The organism is Halomonas sp. 111 (genome assembly GCF_052379685.1).
Classification (GTDB): domain Bacteria; phylum Pseudomonadota; class Gammaproteobacteria; order Pseudomonadales; family Halomonadaceae; genus Vreelandella; species Vreelandella citrativorans.
This window is the reverse complement of the sequence record NZ_JBQSYV010000018.1, coordinates 68,897-91,630: the sequence shown is the minus strand read 5'-3', so window position 1 is coordinate 91,630 and position 22,734 is coordinate 68,897. Positions and strand designations below refer to the sequence as shown.

The 22,734-nt window shown below is 54.1% G+C and carries 19 protein-coding genes; 9 read left to right on the top strand and 10 right to left on the bottom strand.

Annotated features, from left to right (window positions below; all coding sequences use genetic code 11):
• Positions 1-590: BCCT family transporter (locus ACT3T7_RS14150; protein WP_444631354.1), on the top strand; the 590-nt coding region annotated here is incomplete at its 5' end.
• Positions 591-732: 142 nt separating this feature from the next.
• Here the strand turns inward: ACT3T7_RS14150 and ACT3T7_RS14145 are convergent.
• Positions 733-1,035, bottom strand: coding sequence for a helix-turn-helix domain-containing protein (locus ACT3T7_RS14145; RefSeq protein ID WP_172117315.1), 303 nt, complete (start codon positions 1,033-1,035; stop codon positions 733-735).
• Between the two features lie 85 nt (positions 1,036-1,120).
• On the opposite strand from ACT3T7_RS14145, the gene ACT3T7_RS14140 reads away from it, so the two are divergent.
• Positions 1,121-2,212: an NADH:flavin oxidoreductase/NADH oxidase gene (locus tag ACT3T7_RS14140; RefSeq protein WP_172117158.1), complete on the top strand. Its 1,092-nt coding sequence runs from the start codon at positions 1,121-1,123 to the stop codon at positions 2,210-2,212.
• Positions 2,213-2,340: 128 nt separating this feature from the next.
• Positions 2,341-3,360, top strand: a complete 1,020-nt coding sequence (locus ACT3T7_RS14135) for a zinc-binding alcohol dehydrogenase family protein (protein WP_444631353.1) — start codon at positions 2,341-2,343, stop codon at positions 3,358-3,360.
• 551 nt (positions 3,361-3,911) lie between these two features.
• Here ACT3T7_RS14135 and ACT3T7_RS14130 read toward each other — a convergent pair.
• Both ACT3T7_RS14130 and ACT3T7_RS14125 read right to left on the bottom strand, forming a co-directional pair.
• Positions 3,912-4,067, bottom strand: a complete 156-nt coding sequence (locus ACT3T7_RS14130; RefSeq protein ID WP_444631352.1) for a metallothionein — start codon at positions 4,065-4,067, stop codon at positions 3,912-3,914.
• 69 nt (positions 4,068-4,136) lie between these two features.
• The gene (locus ACT3T7_RS14125) at positions 4,137-5,042 is read right to left on the bottom strand and encodes a LysR substrate-binding domain-containing protein (RefSeq protein WP_444631351.1); all 906 of its coding nucleotides are present in this window, start codon (positions 5,040-5,042) and stop codon (positions 4,137-4,139) included.
• 146 nt (positions 5,043-5,188) lie between these two features.
• On the opposite strand from ACT3T7_RS14125, the gene ycaC reads away from it, so the two are divergent.
• Both ycaC and ACT3T7_RS14115 read left to right on the top strand, forming a co-directional pair.
• Positions 5,189-5,812 (top strand): isochorismate family cysteine hydrolase YcaC, encoded by a 624-nt coding sequence (gene ycaC, locus ACT3T7_RS14120; RefSeq protein WP_192528638.1) that lies wholly within the window; start codon positions 5,189-5,191, stop codon positions 5,810-5,812.
• Between the two features lie 159 nt (positions 5,813-5,971).
• Positions 5,972-6,922 carry a pirin family protein gene (locus tag ACT3T7_RS14115; RefSeq protein WP_444631350.1) on the top strand — a complete coding sequence of 317 codons (951 nt, stop codon included), beginning with the start codon at positions 5,972-5,974 and terminating at the stop codon, positions 6,920-6,922.
• A 115-nt stretch (positions 6,923-7,037) separates the two neighbouring features.
• On the opposite strand, the gene ACT3T7_RS14110 is transcribed toward ACT3T7_RS14115, so the two are convergent.
• From ACT3T7_RS14110 to ACT3T7_RS14090, 5 genes are all read right to left on the bottom strand, one after another.
• Positions 7,038-8,369: a CitMHS family transporter gene (locus ACT3T7_RS14110; RefSeq protein WP_444631349.1), complete on the bottom strand. Its 1,332-nt coding sequence runs from the start codon at positions 8,367-8,369 to the stop codon at positions 7,038-7,040.
• A gap of 219 nt (positions 8,370-8,588) precedes the next feature.
• The gene (locus tag ACT3T7_RS14105; RefSeq protein WP_444631348.1) at positions 8,589-9,368 is read right to left on the bottom strand and encodes a CLCA_X family protein; all 780 of its coding nucleotides are present in this window, start codon (positions 9,366-9,368) and stop codon (positions 8,589-8,591) included.
• 55 nt (positions 9,369-9,423) lie between these two features.
• Positions 9,424-11,100, bottom strand: coding sequence for an alpha/beta hydrolase (locus ACT3T7_RS14100; RefSeq protein WP_444631347.1), 1,677 nt, complete (start codon positions 11,098-11,100; stop codon positions 9,424-9,426).
• 1,068 nt (positions 11,101-12,168) lie between these two features.
• The gene (locus tag ACT3T7_RS14095) at positions 12,169-13,617 is read right to left on the bottom strand and encodes an SLC13 family permease (protein WP_225733806.1); all 1,449 of its coding nucleotides are present in this window, start codon (positions 13,615-13,617) and stop codon (positions 12,169-12,171) included.
• A 619-nt stretch (positions 13,618-14,236) separates the two neighbouring features.
• Positions 14,237-15,490 carry a M20/M25/M40 family metallo-hydrolase gene (locus ACT3T7_RS14090; RefSeq protein WP_441679057.1) on the bottom strand — a complete coding sequence of 418 codons (1,254 nt, stop codon included), beginning with the start codon at positions 15,488-15,490 and terminating at the stop codon, positions 14,237-14,239.
• A 152-nt stretch (positions 15,491-15,642) separates the two neighbouring features.
• Here ACT3T7_RS14090 and ACT3T7_RS14085 point away from each other — a divergent pair, with 152 nt between their 5' ends.
• Both ACT3T7_RS14085 and ACT3T7_RS14080 read left to right on the top strand, forming a co-directional pair.
• Entirely contained in the window at positions 15,643-16,869 is a 1,227-nt protein-coding gene (locus ACT3T7_RS14085) for a YbfB/YjiJ family MFS transporter (protein ID WP_444631346.1), read from the top strand.
• Between the two features lie 148 nt (positions 16,870-17,017).
• A complete protein-coding gene (locus tag ACT3T7_RS14080; protein ID WP_444631345.1) occupies positions 17,018-18,481 on the top strand; it encodes a sodium-dependent transporter in 1,464 nt (487 codons plus the stop codon).
• Positions 18,482-18,657: 176 nt separating this feature from the next.
• On the opposite strand, the gene ACT3T7_RS14075 is transcribed toward ACT3T7_RS14080, so the two are convergent.
• Positions 18,658-19,959 carry a Y-family DNA polymerase gene (locus tag ACT3T7_RS14075; protein WP_444631344.1) on the bottom strand — a complete coding sequence of 434 codons (1,302 nt, stop codon included), beginning with the start codon at positions 19,957-19,959 and terminating at the stop codon, positions 18,658-18,660.
• Positions 19,956-20,399 carry a LexA family protein gene (locus ACT3T7_RS14070; RefSeq protein WP_087106828.1) on the bottom strand — a complete coding sequence of 148 codons (444 nt, stop codon included), beginning with the start codon at positions 20,397-20,399 and terminating at the stop codon, positions 19,956-19,958. The genes ACT3T7_RS14075 and ACT3T7_RS14070 overlap by 4 nt, the downstream gene beginning before the upstream one ends.
• A 356-nt stretch (positions 20,400-20,755) precedes the next feature.
• On the opposite strand from ACT3T7_RS14070, the gene ACT3T7_RS14065 reads away from it, so the two are divergent.
• Together ACT3T7_RS14065 and ACT3T7_RS14060 are read left to right on the top strand one after the other, a co-directional pair.
• A complete protein-coding gene (locus ACT3T7_RS14065; protein ID WP_172117148.1) occupies positions 20,756-21,655 on the top strand; it encodes an alpha/beta fold hydrolase in 900 nt (299 codons plus the stop codon).
• Positions 21,656-21,695: 40 nt separating this feature from the next.
• Entirely contained in the window at positions 21,696-22,718 is a 1,023-nt protein-coding gene (locus ACT3T7_RS14060) for a patatin-like phospholipase family protein (protein WP_193053085.1), read from the top strand.
• Positions 22,719-22,734: the final 16 nt, after the last annotated feature.

Sequence of the window (22,734 nt, the reverse complement as noted above, 5' to 3'; positions counted from 1 at the left end):
CCAACCGCAAAACTAGGCTGACAGAGGGGGCTATCCGTGAGTTCGTTCTTGGTGTGCTATTCGCCCCATCCATTTTTACGCTGGTGTGGTTTGCCATCTTTGGCTGGTCGGCCATGGAGATTGACGGGATTGGGTCAGCGGCCCGGGAAGCAATGGGGGATCAAGCGGGTGTCTTATCTGCTGCGGTGGCTGAAAGCATCCCGCTCGCCATGTTCGCGTTTTTTGATAACTTCCCGGCCGCTACGTTAATCCAGGGCTTGGCGGTGGTAATCGTGGCTATCTTCTTTGCTACCTCATCGGATTCAGCATCTTTGGTGGTCGATATGTTGTGTACCGGCAGTCCAGACCCTGGCCCATGGCATCAGCGCGTATTCTGGGGTGTCTCGGAAGGCATGCTGGCGGCCATGCTGATTGTGCTGGCGGGCGATGCAGGGCTTACCGCATTGCAGGAAGTAATCACCGTTGTTGGCCTGCCAATGTTTATTCTGGTGTTTGTAATGATGTTCTCATTGCTGCGCGGCCTGTCCCATGAGGACCTCAGCGAAGTGAGAGTAGGTAGCCCACCCAACCCCGAGAAACTGAACGAATAGCCGGGTAAGCGAATAGGGCATCAAAAAAAGCCCGCTGAGAGCAAAATCAGCGGGCTTTCTTGTAGGGCGTGGGAGTTCGAGTCTCCCCATCTGCCGCGTACCATTCATCGAGTAGAAAAGTGGCGGTCATGGCGTATAGCCACTATTCAGGCTGGGAAAGGATCGCTTCCAGCAGGCCGGGGAATCGGCTATCCACATCCTCTTTACGCAACGAATTCATGTGGGTCGTACCGACGGTCTGGGTGTTTACTAACCCGACATCGCGCAATATCCGGAAATGATGCGACATGGTGGACTTCGGGCGGCCACCGTCCAGCTCGCCACAGCTTGCCTCACCTAATGTGGCAAGGCGCCGGATAATCTCCAGACGTACAGGATCGCTCAAGGCGTAAAGTAGACGCTCAAGAACGAACTCGCTAACAAGGGGATGTTTGAAAGGACGCATGGATAAATCATACACGAATTTGCGCTTTGCCCATAGTTCGAATATTATCGAACTTAAGTAATAATGCCTCTTTGGAGAAACCTTAATGTCCGCGCTGTTCCAACCCTTTACGCTTAAAGACGTCACGCTGCGCAACCGGATCGCGATTCCTCCCATGTGCATGTATTCAGCGGAGGATGGCTTGATTAACGCGTGGCACCGTGTGCACTACGCCTCTCTTGCACGTGGTGGGGCGGGGCTGGTGGTTGTCGAGGCAACCGCTGTGTCGTCCGAAGGCCGTATCACCCCCGGCTGCGCCGGTATCTGGAATGACGATCTTGCCCAGGCGTTCGTGCCGGTGGTGGAGTCGATCAAGGCGGCCGGTTCAGTGCCGGGTATCCAGATTGCCCACGCCGGACGTAAGGCCAGCGCAAACCGTCCGTGGGAAGGCGATGACCATATTAATGAGGATGATTCGCGCGGTTGGCAGACCATCGCCCCGTCGGCGGTTGCCTTTGGCGCCCACCTCGACAAACAGCCGAAAGCCATGACCTTGGAAGATATTGCTCAGGTGCGCGAGGATTTCGTGGCGGCTGCTCGCCGTGCGCGTGACGTTGGTTTCGAGTGGTTGGAGCTGCATTTCGCCCATGGCTATCTGGCCCAGTCATTCCTTTCCGAGCACTCCAACCATCGTGATGACGCCTACGGAGGCAGCTTCGATAACCGTAGCCGCTTCCTGCTGGAAACACTGGCGGCGGTTCGCGAAGTATGGCCGGAGCACCTGCCACTGACCGCGCGTCTTGGTGTCATCGAATACGATGGCCGCGACGAACAGACCCTGACCGAGGCTATCGAACTGACACGTCGCTTCAAGAACGGTGGGCTGGATCTGCTCAGCGTCAGTATCGGCTTCACCATCCCAGGCGCTAACGTTCCTTGGGGGCCGGGCTTTATGGGCGAGGTTGCCCAGCGAGTAGGGCGTGAAGCGGGAATCCCCGTGGCTTCGGCATGGGGCTTTGGTACACCGAGAGTTGCTGAAGAAGCCGTTAAGAGTGGCCAGCTGGATCTGGCAATGATTGGCCGGTCGCATCTGGTTAACCCTAACTGGTCCTACTTCGCCGCTCAGGAATTAGGGGTAGAGCGAGCATCCTGGACCTTGCCTGCTCCCTATGCTCATTGGCTAGAACGCTACAAGTGATACCGTCGGGTCGGGGCTCGCATGGCCTTCGATCCGGTAGCGGGACGAAGCGGCGCTGCCAGTTATCGAGCATGCTGCTGAAAAATTTTCTGTCACGAAAATGTACCGTGTCTCCTGAGGAGCTTTGAATGAAAGCCATTGCACACTTTAAATGTTTGCCTGTTGAGCATCCTGATGCCCTCGTGGACATCGACCTACCCGATCCAGTGCCGGGGCCACGCGATTTGCTCGTAGAGGTGAAGGCTGTATCGGTCAACCCTGTCGATACCAAGGTGCGGCAGGGCTACGTACCGCACGAGGACGAAAGCCAGCCGCGTATTCTCGGGTGGGACGCTGCGGGTGTAGTCAAGTCGGTTGGTTCCGGCGTGACACTGTTCAAGCCCGGTGACAGGGTCTGGTATGCCGGGTCGCTGATTCGCCCGGGCAGCAACAGCGAACTGCAGCTGGTAGACGAGCGTATCGTCGGTTCAATGCCCGAGTCGCTGGAATTCGGCCAGGCTGCGGCCCTGCCGCTGACTTCCCTGACCGCTTGGGAGCTGCTTTTCGACCGCTTGGGGGTTGCGCGCGATACCACGGACCGTGGCGAAACGCTGCTGATCACTGGCGCTGCTGGCGGGGTGGGGTCGATCTTGACTCAACTGGCGCGGCAATTCACTGGGCTGACCATCATTGGTACGGCTTCGCGCCCTGAAACCCAGGCCTGGATCGCCGAGCTTGGCGCGCATCATGTCATCGACCACACCAAGCCACTCAGTGAAGAACTCAAGCGCATCGGCATCCCTGAGGTCAGCTATGTCGCAAGCCTGACTCAAACCGATCGTCACTACGAGCAAATCATTGAGTCACTGAAGCCCCAGGGCAGGCTGGGCCTGATTGATGATCCGGCGACGCTGGATGTCGTACCGCTGAAGCGAAAGAGCCTATCGTTACACTGGGAGCTGATGTACACCCGCTCGCTGTACGAGACAGAGGACATGCAGGAGCAGCACAACATTCTCAATGAAGTTGCGCGGCAGATTGATGCAGGTGTCTTACGCACGACCGTTGGCGATAACTACGGGCGCATCAGCGCCGGAAACCTTCGCCGTGCCCATGCGCTTCTGGAAAGCGGCAAGGCGAAAGGCAAGGCTGTGTTGGAAGGCTTCTGATTGGAAAGATGTGTTATCGGATTGCGTATGGGCCGGTAATCCGCAGCGCCAGTCACACCCAGTTATTCATTCTGGAGTGTGATAAATAAAGACCACTGTTTTTCTTGGCCCCGGCGATTTATCACCGTTATCGGAACACCGGGTTCTTCTTTCTGGCCAGAAAAGCAAAAAAGCCCGCTGATTTTTCAGCGGGCTTTTCTTGTAGGGCGTGGAAATAGGGCGTGGAAATTTGCGTCTCCCCATCTGCCCCATAAAATTAATCCAGCTATTAATAGGTTAGAATGGCAGGCCGCCGCTGAAACCAATACCCAGTACGGCAATGACAACAATAACAACGACAATAACGGTAGTAGAAGGCATTTTACATTCCTTGTAAGTGGCTTGGATGAACTCTTAGCTTAGTGCACCGGGCTCGTTTTAGCACGATGGCAAGGCGTTACCGTTCAAGCACCACGCAATGCCGGAGTGGAATACACTAAAACAGAAAGCGCCCGGCAGAGGCTGCCGGACACGCACGATATCTTAACGACTACCATTGCGTTTCCAGGCGGCTACTTACCGCAGCTACAGTTGTGACCGCAGCCCGTGGAGCCGTCTGTATGGGCAATAGCACACGCCTCGGAGCAGAATTTCTGACCATCTTTCTCAATGGATTGGTCGTCCACGGAACAATCGCATTTCGGGCAAGCACACTGTTGTTGAGCCATATTGCACCTCCTGTGTTGGTAACGTCAGCATAGACCCGGCTCCCAGTGTTATGTAATTGCGTTAGTGATTTATAGTTCCAGCTCGGCGTAGCGTTCCACCATAAAGTCCAGCAACACGCGCACTGAGGGAAGTAACTCGCGGCGTGCGAGGTAAACCGCGTGAATCACCTCTTGGCGCAGTTCCCATTCCGGTAAAACAAGCGTCAGTTGGCCGGAATCAATGGCGCCCGGCAGCACCAGCTTGGGCATTTGCGCAATACCAATACCTGCTAGCGTGGCATGGTAAAGGGCGGTCATATCGGTGGTAATAAAGCGTGGCGTATGCTCAATAACCTCGATGTGTTCGTTGCGCTGTAATCGCCAAGCGTGCTGTTCAACGGGCCTTGCACGGCTGATACTGGGAAAGCGGGCAAGGTCGCAGGGCGCTTTCGGCTTCCCATAGCGGCTGAGCAGTTTCGGGCTGGCCACTAGGCACTGGCTGTTTGCTGACAGCACCTTGTGGAACAGGTCGCTATCTTCAAACGGTAGAGGGCGGGCACGAATAGCAATATCAATACCTTCCGTCAGGGGGTCTACATGGCGGTTGGTGGCTTCCAAGTGAATATGTACCTGGGGGTAGAGACTCATGAAATCCGCCAGCATCTTGCTGACATGAAAGTTAAGTAACCCGGTGGGGCAGCTAAGCCGTATGATGCCGCAAGGCCCAGACTGGCTCTCTTCAATTACCTGCTGGGCAGCCTCAACTTCTTCCAGCATGGCTTTACAGTGCAGGTAATAACGCTGGCCGATATCGGTCATACGCAGATGCCGTGTTGAACGGTGGAGTAGCAATACCCCTAATTGTTTTTCAAGCTCCCCAACGTGTCGGCTAAGCTTTGACTTGGCGATGCCCAGGGCTCGCCCAGCGGGTGCAAAGCCTTCGTGGTCCACCACTTGGACAAAATAGTACAGGTCGTTGAGATTGGGGATTGTCATTATCGTTCTCAAATTGAAACGGTGTGTTGTGATTTTCCCATCTAATCACCGAGTAGACGACCATCTACACTCAGTTTTGTAAGTCGCAAGGCCAACCGGAGCTGCCAATGGTGATGGCTCCATTAACCGAGTGCTAGGAGTGGATCATGTCAAAACCTTACGTTCGTCTAGATAAAGATAACGCCGCCGTATTGTTGGTTGATCATCAAGCGGGCCTGCTTTCACTGGTGCGCGACATTGAACCTGACCGTTTCAAAAATAACGTATTGGCCCTGGCTGATACAGCAAAGTACTTCGGTTTGCCCACTATCTTGACCACCAGTTTTGAAAATGGCCCTAACGGCCCGTTAATGCCTGAGTTAAAAGAGCGCTTCCCCGACGCGCCTTACATCGCTCGCCCTGGCCAAATTAACGCGTGGGACAACGAAGATTTCGTGAAAGCCGTTAAAGCGACCGGTAAAAAGCAGCTGATTATCGCGGGCATCGTTACCGAAGTGTGTGTTGCCTTTCCGGCACTTTCTGCCCTGGAAGAAGAGTTTGACGTGTTTGTGATCACCGATGCATCCGGCACCTTTAATGCCATGACGCGCGATGCTGCCTGGGACCGTATGTCAGCCGCCGGTGCGCAAATGATGAGCTGGTTTGGCGCGGCGTGTGAGCTTCACCGCGACTGGCGTAATGATGTTGAAGGTTTGGGTACCTTGTTTGCTAACCACATCCCTGATTATCGCAACCTGATGAACAGCTACAGCACGCTGACAAGCAAGTAATCACGAGTAACCACTGGCGGCGGAATCTGTCGCCAGTGGCTTATCTCTCACTTGGGGCAGCAAGGCAGGTTTATCTTCACCGATAACGGTTACTACGTCATAAAACATAACGAAAAAGCCGGGCCGCCTTGCCTACGCTATTATTGAGGAGTGCAGCACATGAGTTGGATGCCGACGATTGAACCCCAATGCCCATCAGCGGGTGGTCTGAAGGATATCGAGACGCTGATTATTCCCCGTGCGCGTGACTTGGGCGGCTTTGAAGTGCGCCGCGCATTGCCTGCGCCCAAGCGGCAGATGGTCGGCCCGTTTATTTTCTTCGATCAAATGGGGCCTGCCGAGTTCTTAACGGAAGGTGGAATCGATGTTCGCCCTCATCCGCATATCGGCCTGGCCACCGTTACGTACCTTTATAAAGGGGAGTTTCAGCACCGTGATAGCCTAGGCACCAACCAAATGATCTATCCGGGAGAGGTCAACTGGATGGTGGCTGGCAATGGCGTGACGCATTCAGAGCGCACTAGTCCCATTACCCGCCGGCAGCCAACCCATTCGCTGTTTGGCATTCAAACCTGGGTAGCGTTGCCTGAAGAACACGAAGATAAACCCGCCACCTTTGAGCACCAGGGCCAGGACGCACTGCCGCTACTGCAGGGTGAAGGCAAAGAGGTGCGCTTGATTCTAGGCACGGCGTGGGGTGAGAAAGCGCCCGTACAGACCTTCTCGGACATGTTTTATGCCGATGCTAGCTTGATGCCGGGCGCTAAATTGCCGCTACCTGATAACCATGAAGACCGAGGCGTTTATATTACCTCGGGCAGCGTGGTTATCGCCGGTGAAGTGTTTGAGGAGGGCCGGATGATGGTGTTCCGCCCAGGCGACCCGATTACCGTTACGGCAGGCGAGCGCGGCGCGCGTTTAATGCTGCTGGGCGGCGAGACGCTTAACGGCCCGCGCTACGTGTCCTGGAACTTTGTCGCCTCTTCCAAAGAGAAGCTTGAAGCCGCCAAGGAAGCATGGATTGAAGGCGATTTTGAACATGGCCGCTTCCAACTGCCACCTGACGACAATACCGAATTTGTTCCTTTCCCAGGCCAGCCGGGTAATTAAAGGCCTGACTACTTGCTACCTCGTTTGAAAAAAAGCATAAAAAAGCTCGCATGAGGGAATACCTCAGCGAGCTTTTTTCACAGCGTTTTACGAGCGGCTATCGCGCAGCTTTGGGTTACAGAGTGATGACACCGATAAGGTAGCCAAAAAGCAGTAATACCAGGCTGAAGACCCACATAATGCCGAAGGAGTAACGGATATGTTTGCCCATTTCCAGCCCGGCAAGCTGTAACGCTAACCAAACGGCCGGGGCAAGGGGGCTAACAAAGGTGCCGATAATATTACCGATCACCATCGCGTACGCGGTTGAAACCGCCGGAACCCCTGCATTGCCGACCACTTCAATCACGATAGGCAAAAAGGCGAAGAAGTACGCATCGGTGCTCAGAATAAGATCAAACGGTACGCCAAAAATGCCGATCAATATATGCATATAGGGCACCACGGCTGCCGGTAGAATTGCCACGATATCCGCCGATAACTCGCTCAGCATATTGGAGCCATTAAGAATCCCGAGGAAGGTGCCCGCGGCAATAATAATGGTGGCCATAACAAGGGCATTGGGCGCATGGCGTTTGATGCTCTGCATCTGCCCATCCATCTGGGGAATGTTAACCGGTAGTGCCAAGGCAACACCGATCATAAAGATCAGCGCGGGCGGCAAAGTGTCCATGGTAAGCGCAACGACAACCGCGAATAACAGCAGCGCATTAAAGGCTGTTTTCCAGCCGGGCACCTTGTCGGCGGCTGGCTGTGTTTTGAAGGTTTCCTGAATATTGGCGGTGGCTGTGTCATTCAAGGCAGCGTCAGAGTCGAGTGAAGGCAGGCGCTTGATACGACGATTTTCACGCAGGCCTAATACCACTGCCAGTGCGAGTAGAAGGATCAGCGCAAATATCTGCAGAGGAATAAGCGGGCGCCATAGCTCGCTTGGGCTCATGCCGAGTACTGAACCAATTCGGGCGAGCGGGCCCGCCCAGGGCAGCATATTCATAATGCTGGCGCCCAAACCGACCAGCAGTAACAGCAGGTAAGGGCTCATACGTAGGCGCTGGTAGGTTGGTAGAAGTGCAGGAATGGTTAGTAGAAAAGTGGTGGCTCCGGAGCCGTCCAGGTGGGCAATACTGGCAACAAGCGCGGTGGCTACGGTAATGCTAACCACATTGCCTTTGGATACTGACAGCACCTTGCGAATAACCGGTTCAAATAGCCCCGCATCCTGAAGGATACCGAAGAACAGAATGGCAAACACAAACATGACAGCGACAGGGATAACGCGTGCGAAGCCTTGCTCATAAAACATCGCGATATCATCAATACCAAAGCCGGTAACAATGGCGGCAACAATAGGCACAAGGACGAAGGCCACCAGGGGCGATACGCGTCCGCTTAACAGCATGGCTACAATAGCAGCGATAGCGGTCAGGCCCGCTAGGCTTAGCGACATTTTCAGCTCCTTGAGCGTGAATTTTCAATCCAGGATATTTCATTATTTTCTGAATTAAACTAATGGTTAATAAACTAAAGTCGCGCGGATTATGGTGACTCTGTTTTGGCTGCACAACCTAGACTTTATGCTTAGTCGTCTTGTAAACGCCGATATGTAGGCGAGCGGTTTTGCACCCACAGAGAGACGATGAACGGGCTGGTACCTGATAACCAGGGTTTATAGAGGGCGGCGTAAGGCGAGGCCTAACTGGCTGAAGTAGCGTTGAAAAGCAGTATTAATGTGCTGACGGGCGCTGCCTTGGGGGTAAAGGCCAAGTTCGGCTTCTGGGGCGGCTTTGGTGCCTTTAACCAAAAAGTGATTCTTGATCGGCGCGTCCTGCACAAAGGCTTCAAACGCGCGGGCGCATAGCTCTTCCGGTTTGCTGTAATACACTTGTCCCAGCTTGCGGTCCATGGCTACCGAGTGCTGAAAAAGCTCGCTGGGCTGCTTGCCGCCGGGTTGTAGCAGAATGGCCGTAAAGCACTCTATTAGGCGCAGGTTAAGCGGGTGCACAATAGGCGGCGCATCAGCCAACCAAGCGGCTGATGCAAATATATTGCGAGATAGCCCTGTGAAACACTTTTGCGCAATGTAGTGATCAAAGGCATGAAACCACTCGTGGGCAATACTGCCAGGCCCCGCGTTCTTAGCCAGCGCAAAGCTGCGCTGGGCGGGGTCGTAATGGGCGGCAACGCCGGGCCGCCCGCCGCTGCCATACTGCAATGCCAGTGAGCCGCGTAATGACACCAGCGTTTCGGGGCCTTGTAGAATCAACATCAAATCGCACAGCGCATCATGAAACAGCTCCGCTGCACGGTCGCGCTCAGTAGGGGTTACCCAGCGGCCAATTTCGATGGAGCGAAAATCGAACTGGCGCCGAATAAGCGCAAAGCTACTGGGCTCCTGCTGGCGATGAGACGGCCCGTTGCGATAAAACGTTCGAGCGTCGATACTCACGGCGCGCTTACCTGTTGGCTATCGGTAAAGGTATTCAAGCTAGACAGCCTGAGGATTAGTGCTGAATCCTTGCCTCCCTGGCGTGAATAAAGAAGTCACGTAAACGTTTCAGGGACTCTTCATCCCAGCCGGGCGGTTCGGAAAGCGCGGCCCAGGCATCAATATAGTCTTCCGCCGCAATTTCATGGCCAAAGCCTGGCGGGGCGCTTTCGGTAGTAAGGTCTACCAATAATTGCAGCATTGTTACCACAGGATACCAGCGCAGATCGGGTGAAACATCGGGACCACGCGGTGTGTGCATCCAGTCTGGTTCACGCCAGAAAGAAGCGGGTTCAAAAAACGTAATGGGGTCGCTGGCATATTGCAGGTAGGCAATACGAAAATTTCCCCATTCTCCCGGTACTTCTTGAAGCCCCTGCGTTTGGTTCATAAAGCGCACTACCGAGCCATCGCGAAACCTGGGTAGCCAAGCTGGCGAACCAGGGTCACGGTTAGCCGTAATGCGTTTCCATGTGTCGCTTCGGAAAGGCGGGCCGGCCCATAGCGCTCCATTAAAGGGATCATCAATAATATCGTAGAGATCAAACGAAAGATCCGAGTTAAGTGCGCCCAGGCTGAGCCCAAACAGGTACAGCCGAGGACGTTCGTCACTGGGAAGGCTGGACCAGTAATCATAGACCACTGCAAATAACGCCCGGGCATTTTCGACGCCATAATCGGCTTCAGAAATTAGCGATAGATGGCTGGGCAGATAGGAGTATTGGGCCGCTATCGTGGCAATGTCGCCGCGGTGTAGGTATTCCACTGTATCCTGCGACCCTGGGTCTATCCACCCACGCCCTGTTGGTGTTGCTAATACCAAGACAGAACGCTCGAAACCGCCTACTCGGATCAGTTCTTCCAGCGCGAGTTTGGCTCGCTCGGTAGGCGTTTCAGCAGCATTAAGACCCACATAAACGCGGACAGGGTCAGGAGCTTCTTCGCCCAGAAAGTCACCGATTTGCGCGCCGCTCGGGCCTTCGGTCACAAAGCGTCGGCCACGGCTGCCTAACGCTTCCCAGCTAATTAATGACTCTGCGCTGCCGGGCTTTAGAGGGTCTTCAGGCGGAGAAAGGTCGCTTTGCATAAGCTCATCTACCTGCTGAAACGAGCGGTCGGCCACCTTTAGCGCATACGAAAAAATAATGCCTTCGATAACGAGCCAAAACAGCGCAATAGCTGCGATCGTGCCCAGCACATAGGCCACTCGGCGGGGCAAAATATAAGCCAACTTACGTGAAAGCAGCCGGAAGGTACGCCTAAAAAGCAGCGCCATAAGCATTAAAAACGCAAAGACACCCAGGGCAATTAAGGCAATGGAGAAGGGGTGTGTGCCGCTAACGGGTTCCATCCCCATGAGTTGGCGAATACTATTTTGCCATTCGGCGGCTCGCCATAAAAAAAGAGCGGCGATGCTCAGGGATACAGCGGCGGCTAACCAGTGAAAATACGTTTCCAGCCGCGCATTGGGTTCAGGTAAATGGAGGTAACGCCAAAGCCCATGCCCCATCACTCCCAACGCATAGCCTGCGGTAAAACTTAGCCCCGACACGATGCCTTGCGCGATGAGTGGGCGAGGTATAAGGCTCGGCGTTAGCGAAAACGCAAAGAAGAGCGTGCCCAGTACCAGGCCCACGCCTGAAAAACGCGCAAGGCGTGAGAAGATCCACTGCTGTTGTCTGCTCAGTTCCATTGATTATCCATTGGTCGCTGTCAGGCGTATTAGGCTTTGAACGAAAATCGCTAAGGCGTTGGCGCTAAGCGAGTGGCTTTCTGCTAACTTTATTCTATTTCAGGCGCAATGAACTTGCGAATAGTTGGACTTTCGAACAGGTGGATATGCGCATAGGAGTGAAGCGTCATGGGTGGGGGAGGAATAAATGCTGGGTATGGAACCAGACGAAAAGAAGCCCCCGATGCGAGGGCTTCTTTGCGTCTCCTTGACCATCCACGACATCTTGCAGCTCATCCTGAGCGATCGCTTCCTTGCTAGCGGTTTCCTTGCCGCGAACACTACAGACCATAGCTAAAAGTTAATTGGTGTACAAATAATTATTGTAAAGATATTGTACGAAAACGTTTCAGAACTGATCCAATGCGCAATGGAGGCAAACTTCTGTTTAAAAAATGGCCAATGCTTGCCTGCGGGTTGACCTTCTGCTGTGCTTAATGGCTGGATTCAGGGTTGGCTCGTTGTGGCGTAGGGCGATACCAGGCTTGAGGTTGAAAGGCGAGTTGTCCGTATTACCTATTTAGCAGTAATAGTACGAGGAAATTAGTATATATGTTTGAGTTATATCTAACGTAATCGTTTTAATTAGTGGCTCCCAAAAAATTTATTGGTAATTTGGTGTCGTTCCTTATAGTCAAGTTGTTTAATATTTAATAAATTTTATTTTATAATTTGCTAAGATCGAAAAGGTCTAAAGTCTAGCTTTTATTTTATTCGATAATTATTAATCTTGGTTGGCAGGTGCTTTTGCTTTGAAATAAAACATTTGCAGGGTGTATTAAATGTTTGTAAAAAAAGCGCTTGTTTTATCTTTTCATAACCTGGGTTAGATAACTCAGACGCTTTAGGGTCCATTGTAGCCATATAGCGCAAGGACAGCGTATTAAGGAAGAGCAAATAAGGATATTTGTGGTACACAAGGAAGCATGAACAGGATGTTCGTGGTGTAGGATTATGGAGGAACTAATCATCCCCGGCCAGCAATGGCCGGGGTTTTTTTAATACTCTTTTGAAAAGATAGTTCGCTAATTAAGGTGTGGGTAACAGCAGCGGCATAATAAAATAAACAAACAGCGTAATCGCAATAGCGCTTACGAGGTTCATGGCAAACCCCGCTTTGGCCATTTGTTTAATAGAAATACGCCCTGTGGAAAATACAGCGGCGTTAGGCGGGGTGGATATCGGCAACATAAAGGCACACGTAGTGGCGAGAGCAACCGCCACCATTAATCCGAGCGGATTGCCGGTCGTGATGGCTGCAGCCATGCCTGCGGTAATGGGCAGTGCCATATTTGCCGTTGCGGTATTGGAAATGATTTCTGTCAAAAACAGCATTAACAGCACCATAATTAGCAGTAGCCAGAAGTAATTGACGCCATCCAGTAACTGCAGTTGCTCGCTGATCCAACCGGTCAAATCGCTGGCGATGAACGCAGCAGCGAGCGTCATACCCCCGCCCCAAAGTATAAACAAGCCCCACGGCAAGCCCTTCATATCGTCCCAAACCAGCAGGGCGCGTTTTTCGTTGTGGGCAGGAATGACAAACAACGCAATGGCGGCGGTTACCGCAATAATCGTATCGTTAATGGGCAGATCAAAAAACGGTGCCAGCCAGCCGCGTAACGCCCAGGCCAGTGCCGTTGCCACAAATACGCCCAAAACACGCTTCTCTTCCTGGCTCATAGGGCCAAGAGCCGCAAGTTCTTGGGCCACAAAATCAATCTCAAGCGGCGTATTGGGTATTTTTGTGTATATCCGCGTGAGATAGACGTACAAAATCGCCAGTAAGATCAGCGTGAGTGGCAGCGCGAAAATCATCCACTGCAAGAAGCTGATTTCTACCCCTTCAAAAAACTGCGGGATCATGGCCACTACGATGGCATTGGGCACTGAGCCGATAATGGTTGCCAGCCCGCCAATCGAGGCTGAATAAGCAACGGTTAGCAGCAAAATACGTGCAAAGCTATCGCGATGATGACGTTCAAACTGGTCGCGTTCGTCTAATTCATTGGTTAGCGCGACGGCAATAGGCAGCATCATAAGCGCTGTGGCGGCGTTGGATATCCACATGGATAAAAACGCCGAGGCAATCAAAACGCCTAATACGATGCTGCGCAGGCTGTTGCCAATGCGGTTGACGATAGACAGGGCGATGCGTCGGTGCAGATTCCAGCGCTCAATGGCAATGGCCAGAATAAACCCACCCATGTACATGTAAATAACCGGGTTGGCGTAGCCCACAACGGCTTCGTCCAACACCATCACACCGCTAAGCGGCAGTACCAACATGGGTAGAAAAGAAGTAACAGGGATAGGAACCGGCTCTGTCACCCACCAGGCGCCCATCCATACGGTTAATGCCAGCACCGTGCGGGGGGCTGGATCAATCAGCGTGTCTGGCATCAGTACCTGTATCAGTACAAAAAGAAGTGGTCCCGCTAACAGTGGTACCCAGTGGCGCCAATTTGACAATGACATTCCCATACTCGTCTCCTGACGCTATTGCATGAATTTATTGATAGTTTGCTAACAATAAGAAGCGGGCATGCTACCACTTTCGTTTATACGCCGTTGGTTGTAGGTTTTTAGACTTTGGTATAAGGATGTGGAGTGTCTGCCAGCGCTGCTTTCACTCAGCGTGGTAATCAATAGCAAATTGAGAGGATGCAAGGGTTGGGGCGTTATTTGGCGGGAAGCATAAAAAGTAACATGTCGTATTGTCAGAGTTATTGGCGTTTAACTTTTTATTTGGCTCTTATTGTGCATGAAGATTAACTATTTTTAAGTATAAGTAGCGCATAATGCCGGGGCCTACGTTGGCTATTGGCAACCAGCTTTTAGAGATTAAGGGCTTTTAAACTTTTCCTGCCTCAGGTTAATGTGTTTGACACATTTAAGGTTCAAGGTAGGCAGTACCACAAACGGAAACGTGGTTAGGAAGAACAAGCAAGGAGTGCTTGTGGTCGCCAAGGATGCACGAACAGGACGTTCGCGAGGAAAGATTACGGAGGAACCGATAAAGCCCCAGGCAGTGATGCCTGGGGCTTTCTTATTGCAACGTGCTAATAAAACATACTAATGAAAATGAACAGCGCGGTTATTTGTCCTCGTTGTTCTCCGGTTTTGCATGTCCCTGGTGGCTAAGTGCGCTTGCTTGGTCAAGGCGCGGATGGTTATCCAAAAATTCACGCTCAAGGTTGGGCAGTTTGTCCAGCGCTTGTAGGGTATGCGTGAGCGCATGGATAGCGGCCAGTACGTCCTGGGTGTTTCCGGTTTCCGAAATGGTGTGCATATTGCGGATCGGAAAACCGATGGAGGTCGCGGCGCTGTCGATAGAGGCCAGCACGCCTGCCATGCCGTCGGTGCCTGTATCGACGCCCACCATATCGCGCTGCATCGGAATATCCTGCTCTTTGGCGGCGCTGGCGATGATGCGGTTTAACTGCTCACTGGCAATCGAACCTACCGACATGGTAAAGCCTTTGCCCATTTCCAGCGGCTGCATGCGTTTATCGCCGATACCCGGCGCGGCTACGTAGTCGTGGTTAACGTCCACGCCAATCAGCGCATCGGGTTTTAGCTCACCGGCCATTACCCGGCTACCAAAGCGGCCAATCTCTTCGTAGCTTGCAATCGCAAACATAATGCGCACGTTGTCAGTGCCGCCTGCTTCGGCGATTAACCGCGCTACTTCAGCCGTTACAAAACAGCCCAGGCCGTTGTCCAGGTAGGCGCCGTAGAAGGTGTCGGGGCTGAAGCCGGGGCGGATAGGGCGGTCAAAAATAATCGAGTCACCCGGGCGCACGCCTAAATTAAGCACTTGCTGCTTTTTGTTCTCGCCGTGAATTTGCAGGTCCAGGTAGATCTGCTCTTTCTTAATGCCTTTGTCACCGGTGCGCGCTGCTGGGTCGGAAAAGTGAATGGCGCCGAGTGCTTCAACGGTGCCACCCTCAATCGAGCGATAGCTGCCCGGTTTTTCGGGGTCTTCGCTGAACAGCTTCACTTCATGGCCGATCAGCACGGAAGGTAAAAATGAGTCGGTGTTGATCCAGATTTTACCGTCTTCGCCGATAGAGCGGACCTGCATACGGATCTTGTCCGCATGGCCGATAATCATGACCTTGAACATATCATCGCGGTTAGGGTGGGTATCCAGCACCACGCCTGCGTTGCCCTTGAACTGGTGAAGGTGCCAGCTTTTGGGGGCAAATGTCTCGAAGTAGGGCTTTAAGACGCCATAGGTCATGGCCCCTTCAAGGCCAACCGGGCTAGGTGCGGCCAGGATGTCGCGCATCAGCTTGAACTGCGCTTCGGGCATCGGTTGTGTCCAGGGTTTGGCGTTATCGCTCATTAAAACTCTCCATGGGGTTATCTGTGTGACTAGTCTGCCAGATTCATCAGGCTCTTCCACCATTAGACGATGTGGGCCGCGCCGTGTACACGTAATATGCAGGCTAATTAACTAGAAACAACGGTTAAGTCAAAACAGCGACAGGAGAGAGCATGAGTGCGGCATCGCTACGCGTTCAGCGCTATAGAGTATTGTTGGCGGGCGTTTGCAGTCAGCTTTTGTGTGTTGGCATTGCCCGCTTCGCCTATACGCCATTGCTGCCGATCATGCAGCAGCACACTTGGATGGGCGACGCGGATGGTGGCTGGCTAGCGGCGCTTAATTACGCGGGCTATATGCTGGGCGCGGTGCTGGCCGCCTCGATTCGCAGTATTTACATCAAAGACACGCTTTACCGTATTGGCCTGGTACTGGCGGTGCTGACAACCGTGGGCATGGCACTTACGGAGAACTTTTGGCTATGGGCGGCGCTGCGTTTTTTGGCGGGGCTTTCCAGCAGTGCGGCCATGCTTTTGGCGTCTGGGCTGATCCTTCACTGGTTGATGAACCATCACCAGCGGGGAGAGCTGGGGATTCATTTTGCGGGGCTGGGGTTAGGCATTGTACTGGCTGCTGTGGCGGTAGAGTTAATGCTGGCGTTCTCGCTTGACTGGCAAAGCCAGTGGTGGATTTTTGGCGTATTGGGCGCTGTGCTGCTGATACCCGCTTGGCGCTGGCTGCCTCGCCCTGTAAAACCGGCTCCCGGTGCTCGTCAAGGTGAGTTGCCTGCCGCCATGCCGCCTTCGCGTACCTTTATGCGCTTAATGTTGCCTGCCTATTTTTGTGCCGGGTATGGCTATGTGATTAACGCCACGTTTATTGTCACCATCGTGGAGCGCGAGCCGCTGCTTGCGGGCGCGGGTAACTGGACGTTTGCTGTGGTCGGTTTAGCGGCCGCACCTGCCGTTATGCTGTGGGATTTGGTGGCGCGGAGGATGGGCTATTTGGGGGCGCTGGTGATGGCCATGTCGATCCAGACCGTGGGAATTGTATTGCCTGCTATCTCCTCAAACCTGGTGGTGGTGTTGCTCAGCGCGGTGCTATACGGCGGCACTTTTCTAGGCTGCGTGAGTTTGGTGCTGACCATGGCTGGCAGGCTTTACCCGGCAAGCCCTGCGCGTTTAATGGGCCAAATGACGCTGGCGTATGGCGCCGCGCAGATCTTTGCACCCGCCTTAACCGGCGTGCTGGCTGAGGCTTCGGGCCACTATACCGTGGGCCTTTGGCTGGCCGGTGGCTTTGTCACGTTGGGGGCGGTGCTATTGGTGTGGCTGCGATGCGTGGACCAAACTGCTCAGCGGCTGGATGCCGAGGCGAAAGCGCTGTCTGTAATGCGCTAATTGAAGCGCTAAGTGATGAGCGAATGGGGCAGGCCGGGAAGAAGCCAGGGGCGTCGGGCGGTCGTTTTCAGAAAAGAGTTAACGAGTTTTGTGCTTTTGAGCCGAAATCCTCTAGGATAAACGCTTTTTTTACACCAGAAGGATAGTCATGGCGTCTTCCGAGCAACCTCGCATCCAGTGGCTGGGCCGCTGGGGGTTCGTGCTCGCCGCTACCGGTTCGGCGGTAGGGCTGGGCAACATCTGGAAATTCCCGTATATCACCGGCGAGTATGGCGGTGGCGCGTTTGTGCTTGTCTATCTGGCGTGCATTTTTGCGGTGGGCGTGCCGGTAATGATGAGCGAAATCGCTTTCGGGCGGCGCGGGCGCGGCAGCCCCATTGATGCGATTCGTCGAGTGGTTAACGAGTCCGGTCGCTCATCGGCGTGGTCGCTGCTTGGCTGGATGGCCATGCTGTGCGGCTTTTTGATTCTATCGTTCTACGTGGTCGTGGCAGGCTGGTCGTTTTCTTATCTGTGGAAGATGTTAACCGGTGGCCTGGTGGGCACCAGCGTTGACGACATGGCCGCCGTTTTTGGGGAAAACAACGCCAACCCGTTCAGTCTGGGCTTCTGGAGCACGCTTGTTACGCTGGTGACCATGATTATTGTGGGCAAAGGCGTTCAGGAGGGGATCGAGAAAAACGTCAGTTGGATGATGCCAGGCCTGGTTATCATGCTGATACTGCTGATTGTGTACGGCATGTTTTCTGGTGGCTTTGGTGATGCGGTACGCTTTTTGTTCTCCTTTAAGGCGGGGAGTCTCTCGAGTGAAGGGATGTTGGCCGCGCTTGGCCATGCGTTCTTTACCTTATCGCTTGCCTCGGGTGCCATTCTTACCTACGGAAGTTACCTGCCCAAAGGCGCCTCCATTGGGCGCACCACCATTAGCGTTGCCATTGCCGATACGGCCGTTGCCTTGATGGCGGGGCTGGCGATCTTCCCGGTAATTTTTGCCAATGGCATGGACCCAGGTGAAGGCCCCGGGCTTATCTTTATGAGCTTGCCGCTGGCGTTCCAAGCCATGCCGCTGGGTACGCTGTTTGGGATTCTGTTTTTCGCCATGCTCTCCATGGCCGCGCTGACATCGTCCATTTCGATGGTTGAGGCGACCGTTTCCTGGCTCTGCGACAACAAAGGGTTCTCACGCCGCAGTGCTGCGTGGAGCACGGGGGTCGTGCTTTGGCTGATTAGTACCGCTGCCATGCTCTCCTTTAACCTGGGTGCTGATTGGACGTTGGCAGGCAAGACCTTCTTTGACTGGCTGGACTACATCACTTCACGCTGGATGATGCCATTGGGTGGGTTAGGCACCGTCATACTGGCAGGCTTTGTCCTGAAGAGTGAAACGTTCCGCGACGAGCTAGGACTCTCGCCCCTGCCCTATACGCTATGGCTTGCCATGGTGCGTTATGTTAGCCCGCTGGGTATTTTGGTTATTTTCGCTGATGCATTAGGGCTGTTTACCGTTACCTTTTCAGTTCATTGGCCGTGGTTGTTGGCTATCCTGCTGATCATGATGGCGCTGGGCGAGTGGTTGAGTCCTCGCCTGCGTCAGGCGTTAACGACACGCTAACGGATTCTCCCAGCCAACGCTGCTGCTGAGCAATGAGTGACGGCTCATCCAGCGGCGTTTGGCAATGTGCATAGACTTCCCTTGAAGCGTTCCCGCCTGTGGTAAGCCCCGCTGGTAAGGGTGATTTGAGTCTCTTCCTGAGATCGTAGTTGAGACAGTAGTTGAGATCACAGCGGTTACTTGCGTAAAGCAGATTGCTTGATAGCACCAGGATGGGTGCCTGCCTGCATCAACTCGTCCCAGCGTGTGGTGTAGCGGCCTGAGCGGTGCCCGCAGCGTAGCTGCCAGGCGGCATCGGCATCCGTCATGCCAAAGCTGATGGTGCCTTGCCCCATGCGCTGATTGATATTATCCAGGGTGGCCATTAAGTAAGGGTATCGGTTCTGCGGCGGTTGATGTAGCAACGAGAGTTGGTGCTGCTCGGCATCAACTAGATCCAGCAGCATCACACCCGCTTTCATAAATTGGTAGCCTGACCGATAAACTTGTTCAACCCCTTGGTGAACGGCCTCAAGAATTGTGCGCGTATCATCGCTGGGTGAGGGCAGGGGCACCATGGCGTGAGGAAAATACTGGGGTTGGTCTCGGCGGTGGCGGTTGGTGTTTAAAAAAATCATCACGGCTCGCGTGAGGCTGCGCTGCTGACGGAGTTTTTCGGCGCTGCGCTGGGCATGTTGGCGTAACGCGTTATGTACTTCTGTTTTACTGCCGGTTGATTGGCCGAATGAGCGCGACGTCATAATGCGGTGGCGCGGTTGATCCAGCGCATTCATCTGCAGGCAGGGCGTACCGCGCAGCTCCAGCGCCGTGCGGGCCAGCACTACCGAAAAATGTTTGCGCAGTAGCCGAAGGTCAGCCTCACGCAAGTCCCAGGCGGTATTAATATTACTGATCGCTAACCGCTCAGCAATCCGGCGCCCAACGCCCCATACGCTGCCCACCGGTGTCTGTTTAAGCAGGGCGGTCGTTGCCGCATCTTTTCCCGTCAGCAGGCACACGCCTTGATAGTGAGTCGCCTGCTTGGCCAAGTGGTTGGCAAGCTTGGCCAGCGTATGCGTAGGGGCCAGCCCGACGCATACCGGCAGGCCTAAATGACGCCGAATCCGCCGACGCAGCCATTCGCCCAGGGTTTGGCACTGCTGGTTGCTGAACGCCTCCAGGTAAATAAACATTTCATCAATGGAGTACGGCGACACGGCTGGGCAGGTATCGCGCAGTAGCTGGCACAGCCTGGCCGACATATCGCCATACAGCTCATAGTTGGATGACTTGAGGTAAATGTCACCACGCTTACGCAGGCTTTCGAGCTTAAACGATGGCATGCCCATGGGGATGTCCATAGCTTTCATCTCGGCAGAGCGGGCGATGATACAGCCGTCGTTGTTCGACATAACACCAACCGGTTTGCCTTCCAGCGCAGGATCAAACACACGCTCACAGCTGACGTAAAAGTTGTTGGCATCGACCAGACCGATCATCGGACATACTCATGAATGACGGCACGCACTACTCCCCATAGCTGGCACTCGGTGCCTTCCAAAGGAAGCGGCGGGTAGTGAGGATGCGCAGAGCAGAGGTGCGGCGTATTTTGGTAGAGGGCGTAGCGCTTAATCAGCACTTCCTCTTCAAACATGGCAACCAGAATGTGCCCTAGCCGAGGCTTAATGCTGCGGTCAACGACCAGCAGGTCGCCATCAAAAATCCCCCAACCTTCCATGCTGTCACCAGCGGCGGAAAGGTAGAACGTTTGGGTAGGGTTTTTAATTAGCCGCGTATTGAGATCGAGCGTACGCGGTTCGTAATCCTGCGCTGGTGATGGAAAGCCGCTAAAGCCCGCACGGCCTTGTAACGATGAAAAAGGCAACGGCTGAGAAGTTAACGGCAAGGTGGGCACGAGCGTCGATGGAGGCAACGACATCGTCGGCATCCTCACTGAATGTGATGTGTATGTATATACAGTATTTATTCGTGAGGTTTAAATTGCAAGCGTTGAGCGGCGATTAGGCAAGCCTAGCGCGCTAGCCACAACCCCACGACGATGGCACTAACAACAGCAATAAAAAAAACAAGGTTACGGGCGCGTGTATCGCGGCGTGGTTTCATGGCAGCACCATTAGCAAGAGTTGGGTAAAAGCGACAGAAGAATTGCGCTTGGCATGGTAACGTTTGTTACTGATATCGTCATCCAGACATTGCCTGAACGCTTACTTCAGGAACATTAAAGGCGTCGCGTTATTTGCCAACGAGATGGCCGCTTCATCAGGAAAACAACCTATGTGTGAACCGACCCTCCAACCCGCGTCTCGACACTCCGCGCAACCGCTGGTGCTTGCGCAAGGGCGCTTGGCCGCACTGGGCTGGGGCCGCGTGGATGCACCTGTCTGGCTGGCGCTACACGGCTGGCTGGATAACGCGGCAAGCTTTAGCCGCTTGGCACCGCTTTTGGCAGATGCGCTGGATATCCGCGTGGTAGCCATTGATTTTCGTGGCCATGGGCACTCCCAGCATGCCGCTTTCGGAAGCGACTATGCGTTGTGGGATTACTGCCACGACGTGCTTGATGCGCTGGACGCGCTGGGTATTGAACAGGCTTCTTTACTGGCCCACTCCATGGGCGCGGCGGTTGCCTGCCTACTGGCCGCCGCTATGCCAGAGCGTATTGCCCGGTTAACCTTGATTGACGGGCTGGGGGCGTTGAATACGCCTGCGGAAGAAACTGCCAGCCAGTTGCGCAAAGGACTTATTGCCCATCGTCGCCCGCTTTCCCGCCCACCACGCTATGCTGATATCGAAAGTGCGGTTGCCGCGCGGGTAGCCGGTGGCGTCACCACGCTGGATAGCGTAACGGCGATGCCGTTGGTTGAGCGTAATACGCAAGCAACTGCCGATGGCTATCTACAAATGCGTACGGATAGTCGACTGCTAAAACCCTCTCTGGTGCGCTTTACCCCTGAGCAGGTACTGGCTCTGTTAGCGTGTATTCAGGCGCCGGTACTACTGATTGAAGGCGAGCAGGGTATTTTAGGAAAGCGTGCCTGGGCCGAGCAGGCGCGCTTGGCGGTTAATGATCTGACCCGCCATGTGTTGCCTGGCGGGCATCATCTGCATTTGGAATCTAAAGCGGTTGCCGCTGTGGCGGAACTCGCCACCGCCCACTGGGAGGCAGCCGTGTAAAGCGGTTATACGGTCGGCTCAAGAGCAATAGGAATAGCCAATGAATCAACTGACGCACGCGGGTAGCGGGAAAAAAGTGGCTTTGGTGTTGGGCAGTGGCGGGGCGCGCGGTTATGCCCATATCGGTGTCATTGAAGCCCTGGAAGCACGAGGCTTTGAGATTATTTCAGTGGCGGGATGCTCCATGGGCGCGCTGATTGGTGGCATCTACGCTTCTGGCAAACTGCCCGAGTATCGCGAGTGGGTCTGTAATCTCGATTATCTGGATGTGCTAAAGCTGGTGGATGTGACCTGGAGCCCGATGGGTGCCATGCGTGCCAATAAGGTGATGAGCAAGTTGGAAGCGTTGGTAGGCGATGTGCTCATTGAGGATTTGCCTATTCCGGTGACAACGGTGGCGACTGACCTGGTTCGCCAGCGCGAAGTGTGGTTTCAAAATGGCCCGTTACTGCGCGCCATTCGCGCCTCTATCGCCATTCCAGGCGTCATTACGCCGGTCAATGTTGGCGACCAGGTGTTGGTCGATGGCGGGCTGCTTAATCCGCTGCCTATCATGCCGGTTATTTCTGCCCACGAAGCAGATCTGGTAATTGCGATTAACGTAACGGCACATAGCCCGCAGCCGGTGTCGTTGGAGGAACTCCTGCCCCGTGAGCACGAGGAAAATGACAGCCGAACGGCGCAAGAGCGTGACCGGGATGAAAAAATTGGCGGCTGGATGAGCGACGTGCGCCAAGCCACCCTGCGTTTATGGGAGGGGCTTGGCAGCAGTGAAGAAGACAGCGGCGTGGAAGCTGGCGCTGAAGAGAGTGTTGAGACGCGAGGCAAGCGCGAGTGGAGCAAGCTCGATATGATTTTAGAGTCGTTTGATATTACCCAAGCGGCCCTGGCAAAATACAAAATTGCCGGTTATCCGCCCGATATATTGATCGAGATTCCCAAGACAGTATGCAGTACGTATGAGTTTCATCGCGCCAAAGACTTGATCCGTCTGGGGCGGCACTTGGCCGATGAGGCGCTGGAGCGGCGCATGCCCAGCATTGCCTCGGATGCGACAGAGTGAGGCAGCGAGCCACTGG

Excerpts from the sequence above, each read along its gene's own strand:
- ACT3T7_RS14145 (WP_172117315.1), bottom strand. The coding sequence starts at position 1,035 with ATGCGTCCTTTCAAACATCCCCTTGTTAGCGAGTTCGTTCTTGAGCGT.
- ACT3T7_RS14140 (WP_172117158.1), top strand. The coding sequence starts at position 1,121 with ATGTCCGCGCTGTTCCAACCCTTTACGCTTAAAGACGTCACGCTGCGC.
- ACT3T7_RS14135 (WP_444631353.1), top strand. The coding sequence starts at position 2,341 with ATGAAAGCCATTGCACACTTTAAATGTTTGCCTGTTGAGCATCCTGAT.
- ACT3T7_RS14130 (WP_444631352.1), bottom strand. The coding sequence starts at position 4,067 with ATGGCTCAACAACAGTGTGCTTGCCCGAAATGCGATTGTTCCGTGGAC.
- ACT3T7_RS14125 (WP_444631351.1), bottom strand. The coding sequence starts at position 5,042 with ATGACAATCCCCAATCTCAACGACCTGTACTATTTTGTCCAAGTGGTG.
- ycaC (WP_192528638.1), top strand. The coding sequence starts at position 5,189 with ATGTCAAAACCTTACGTTCGTCTAGATAAAGATAACGCCGCCGTATTG.
- ACT3T7_RS14115 (WP_444631350.1), top strand. The coding sequence starts at position 5,972 with ATGAGTTGGATGCCGACGATTGAACCCCAATGCCCATCAGCGGGTGGT.
- ACT3T7_RS14110 (WP_444631349.1), bottom strand. The coding sequence starts at position 8,369 with ATGTCGCTAAGCCTAGCGGGCCTGACCGCTATCGCTGCTATTGTAGCC.
- ACT3T7_RS14100 (WP_444631347.1), bottom strand. The coding sequence starts at position 11,100 with ATGGAACTGAGCAGACAACAGCAGTGGATCTTCTCACGCCTTGCGCGT.
- ACT3T7_RS14095 (WP_225733806.1), bottom strand. The coding sequence starts at position 13,617 with ATGTCATTGTCAAATTGGCGCCACTGGGTACCACTGTTAGCGGGACCA.
- ACT3T7_RS14090 (WP_441679057.1), bottom strand. The coding sequence starts at position 15,490 with ATGAGCGATAACGCCAAACCCTGGACACAACCGATGCCCGAAGCGCAG.
- ACT3T7_RS14085 (WP_444631346.1), top strand. The coding sequence starts at position 15,643 with ATGAGTGCGGCATCGCTACGCGTTCAGCGCTATAGAGTATTGTTGGCG.
- ACT3T7_RS14080 (WP_444631345.1), top strand. The coding sequence starts at position 17,018 with ATGGCGTCTTCCGAGCAACCTCGCATCCAGTGGCTGGGCCGCTGGGGG.
- ACT3T7_RS14075 (WP_444631344.1), bottom strand. The coding sequence starts at position 19,959 with ATGATCGGTCTGGTCGATGCCAACAACTTTTACGTCAGCTGTGAGCGT.
- ACT3T7_RS14070 (WP_087106828.1), bottom strand. The coding sequence starts at position 20,399 with ATGTCGTTGCCTCCATCGACGCTCGTGCCCACCTTGCCGTTAACTTCT.
- ACT3T7_RS14065 (WP_172117148.1), top strand. The coding sequence starts at position 20,756 with ATGTGTGAACCGACCCTCCAACCCGCGTCTCGACACTCCGCGCAACCG.
- ACT3T7_RS14060 (WP_193053085.1), top strand. The coding sequence starts at position 21,696 with ATGAATCAACTGACGCACGCGGGTAGCGGGAAAAAAGTGGCTTTGGTG.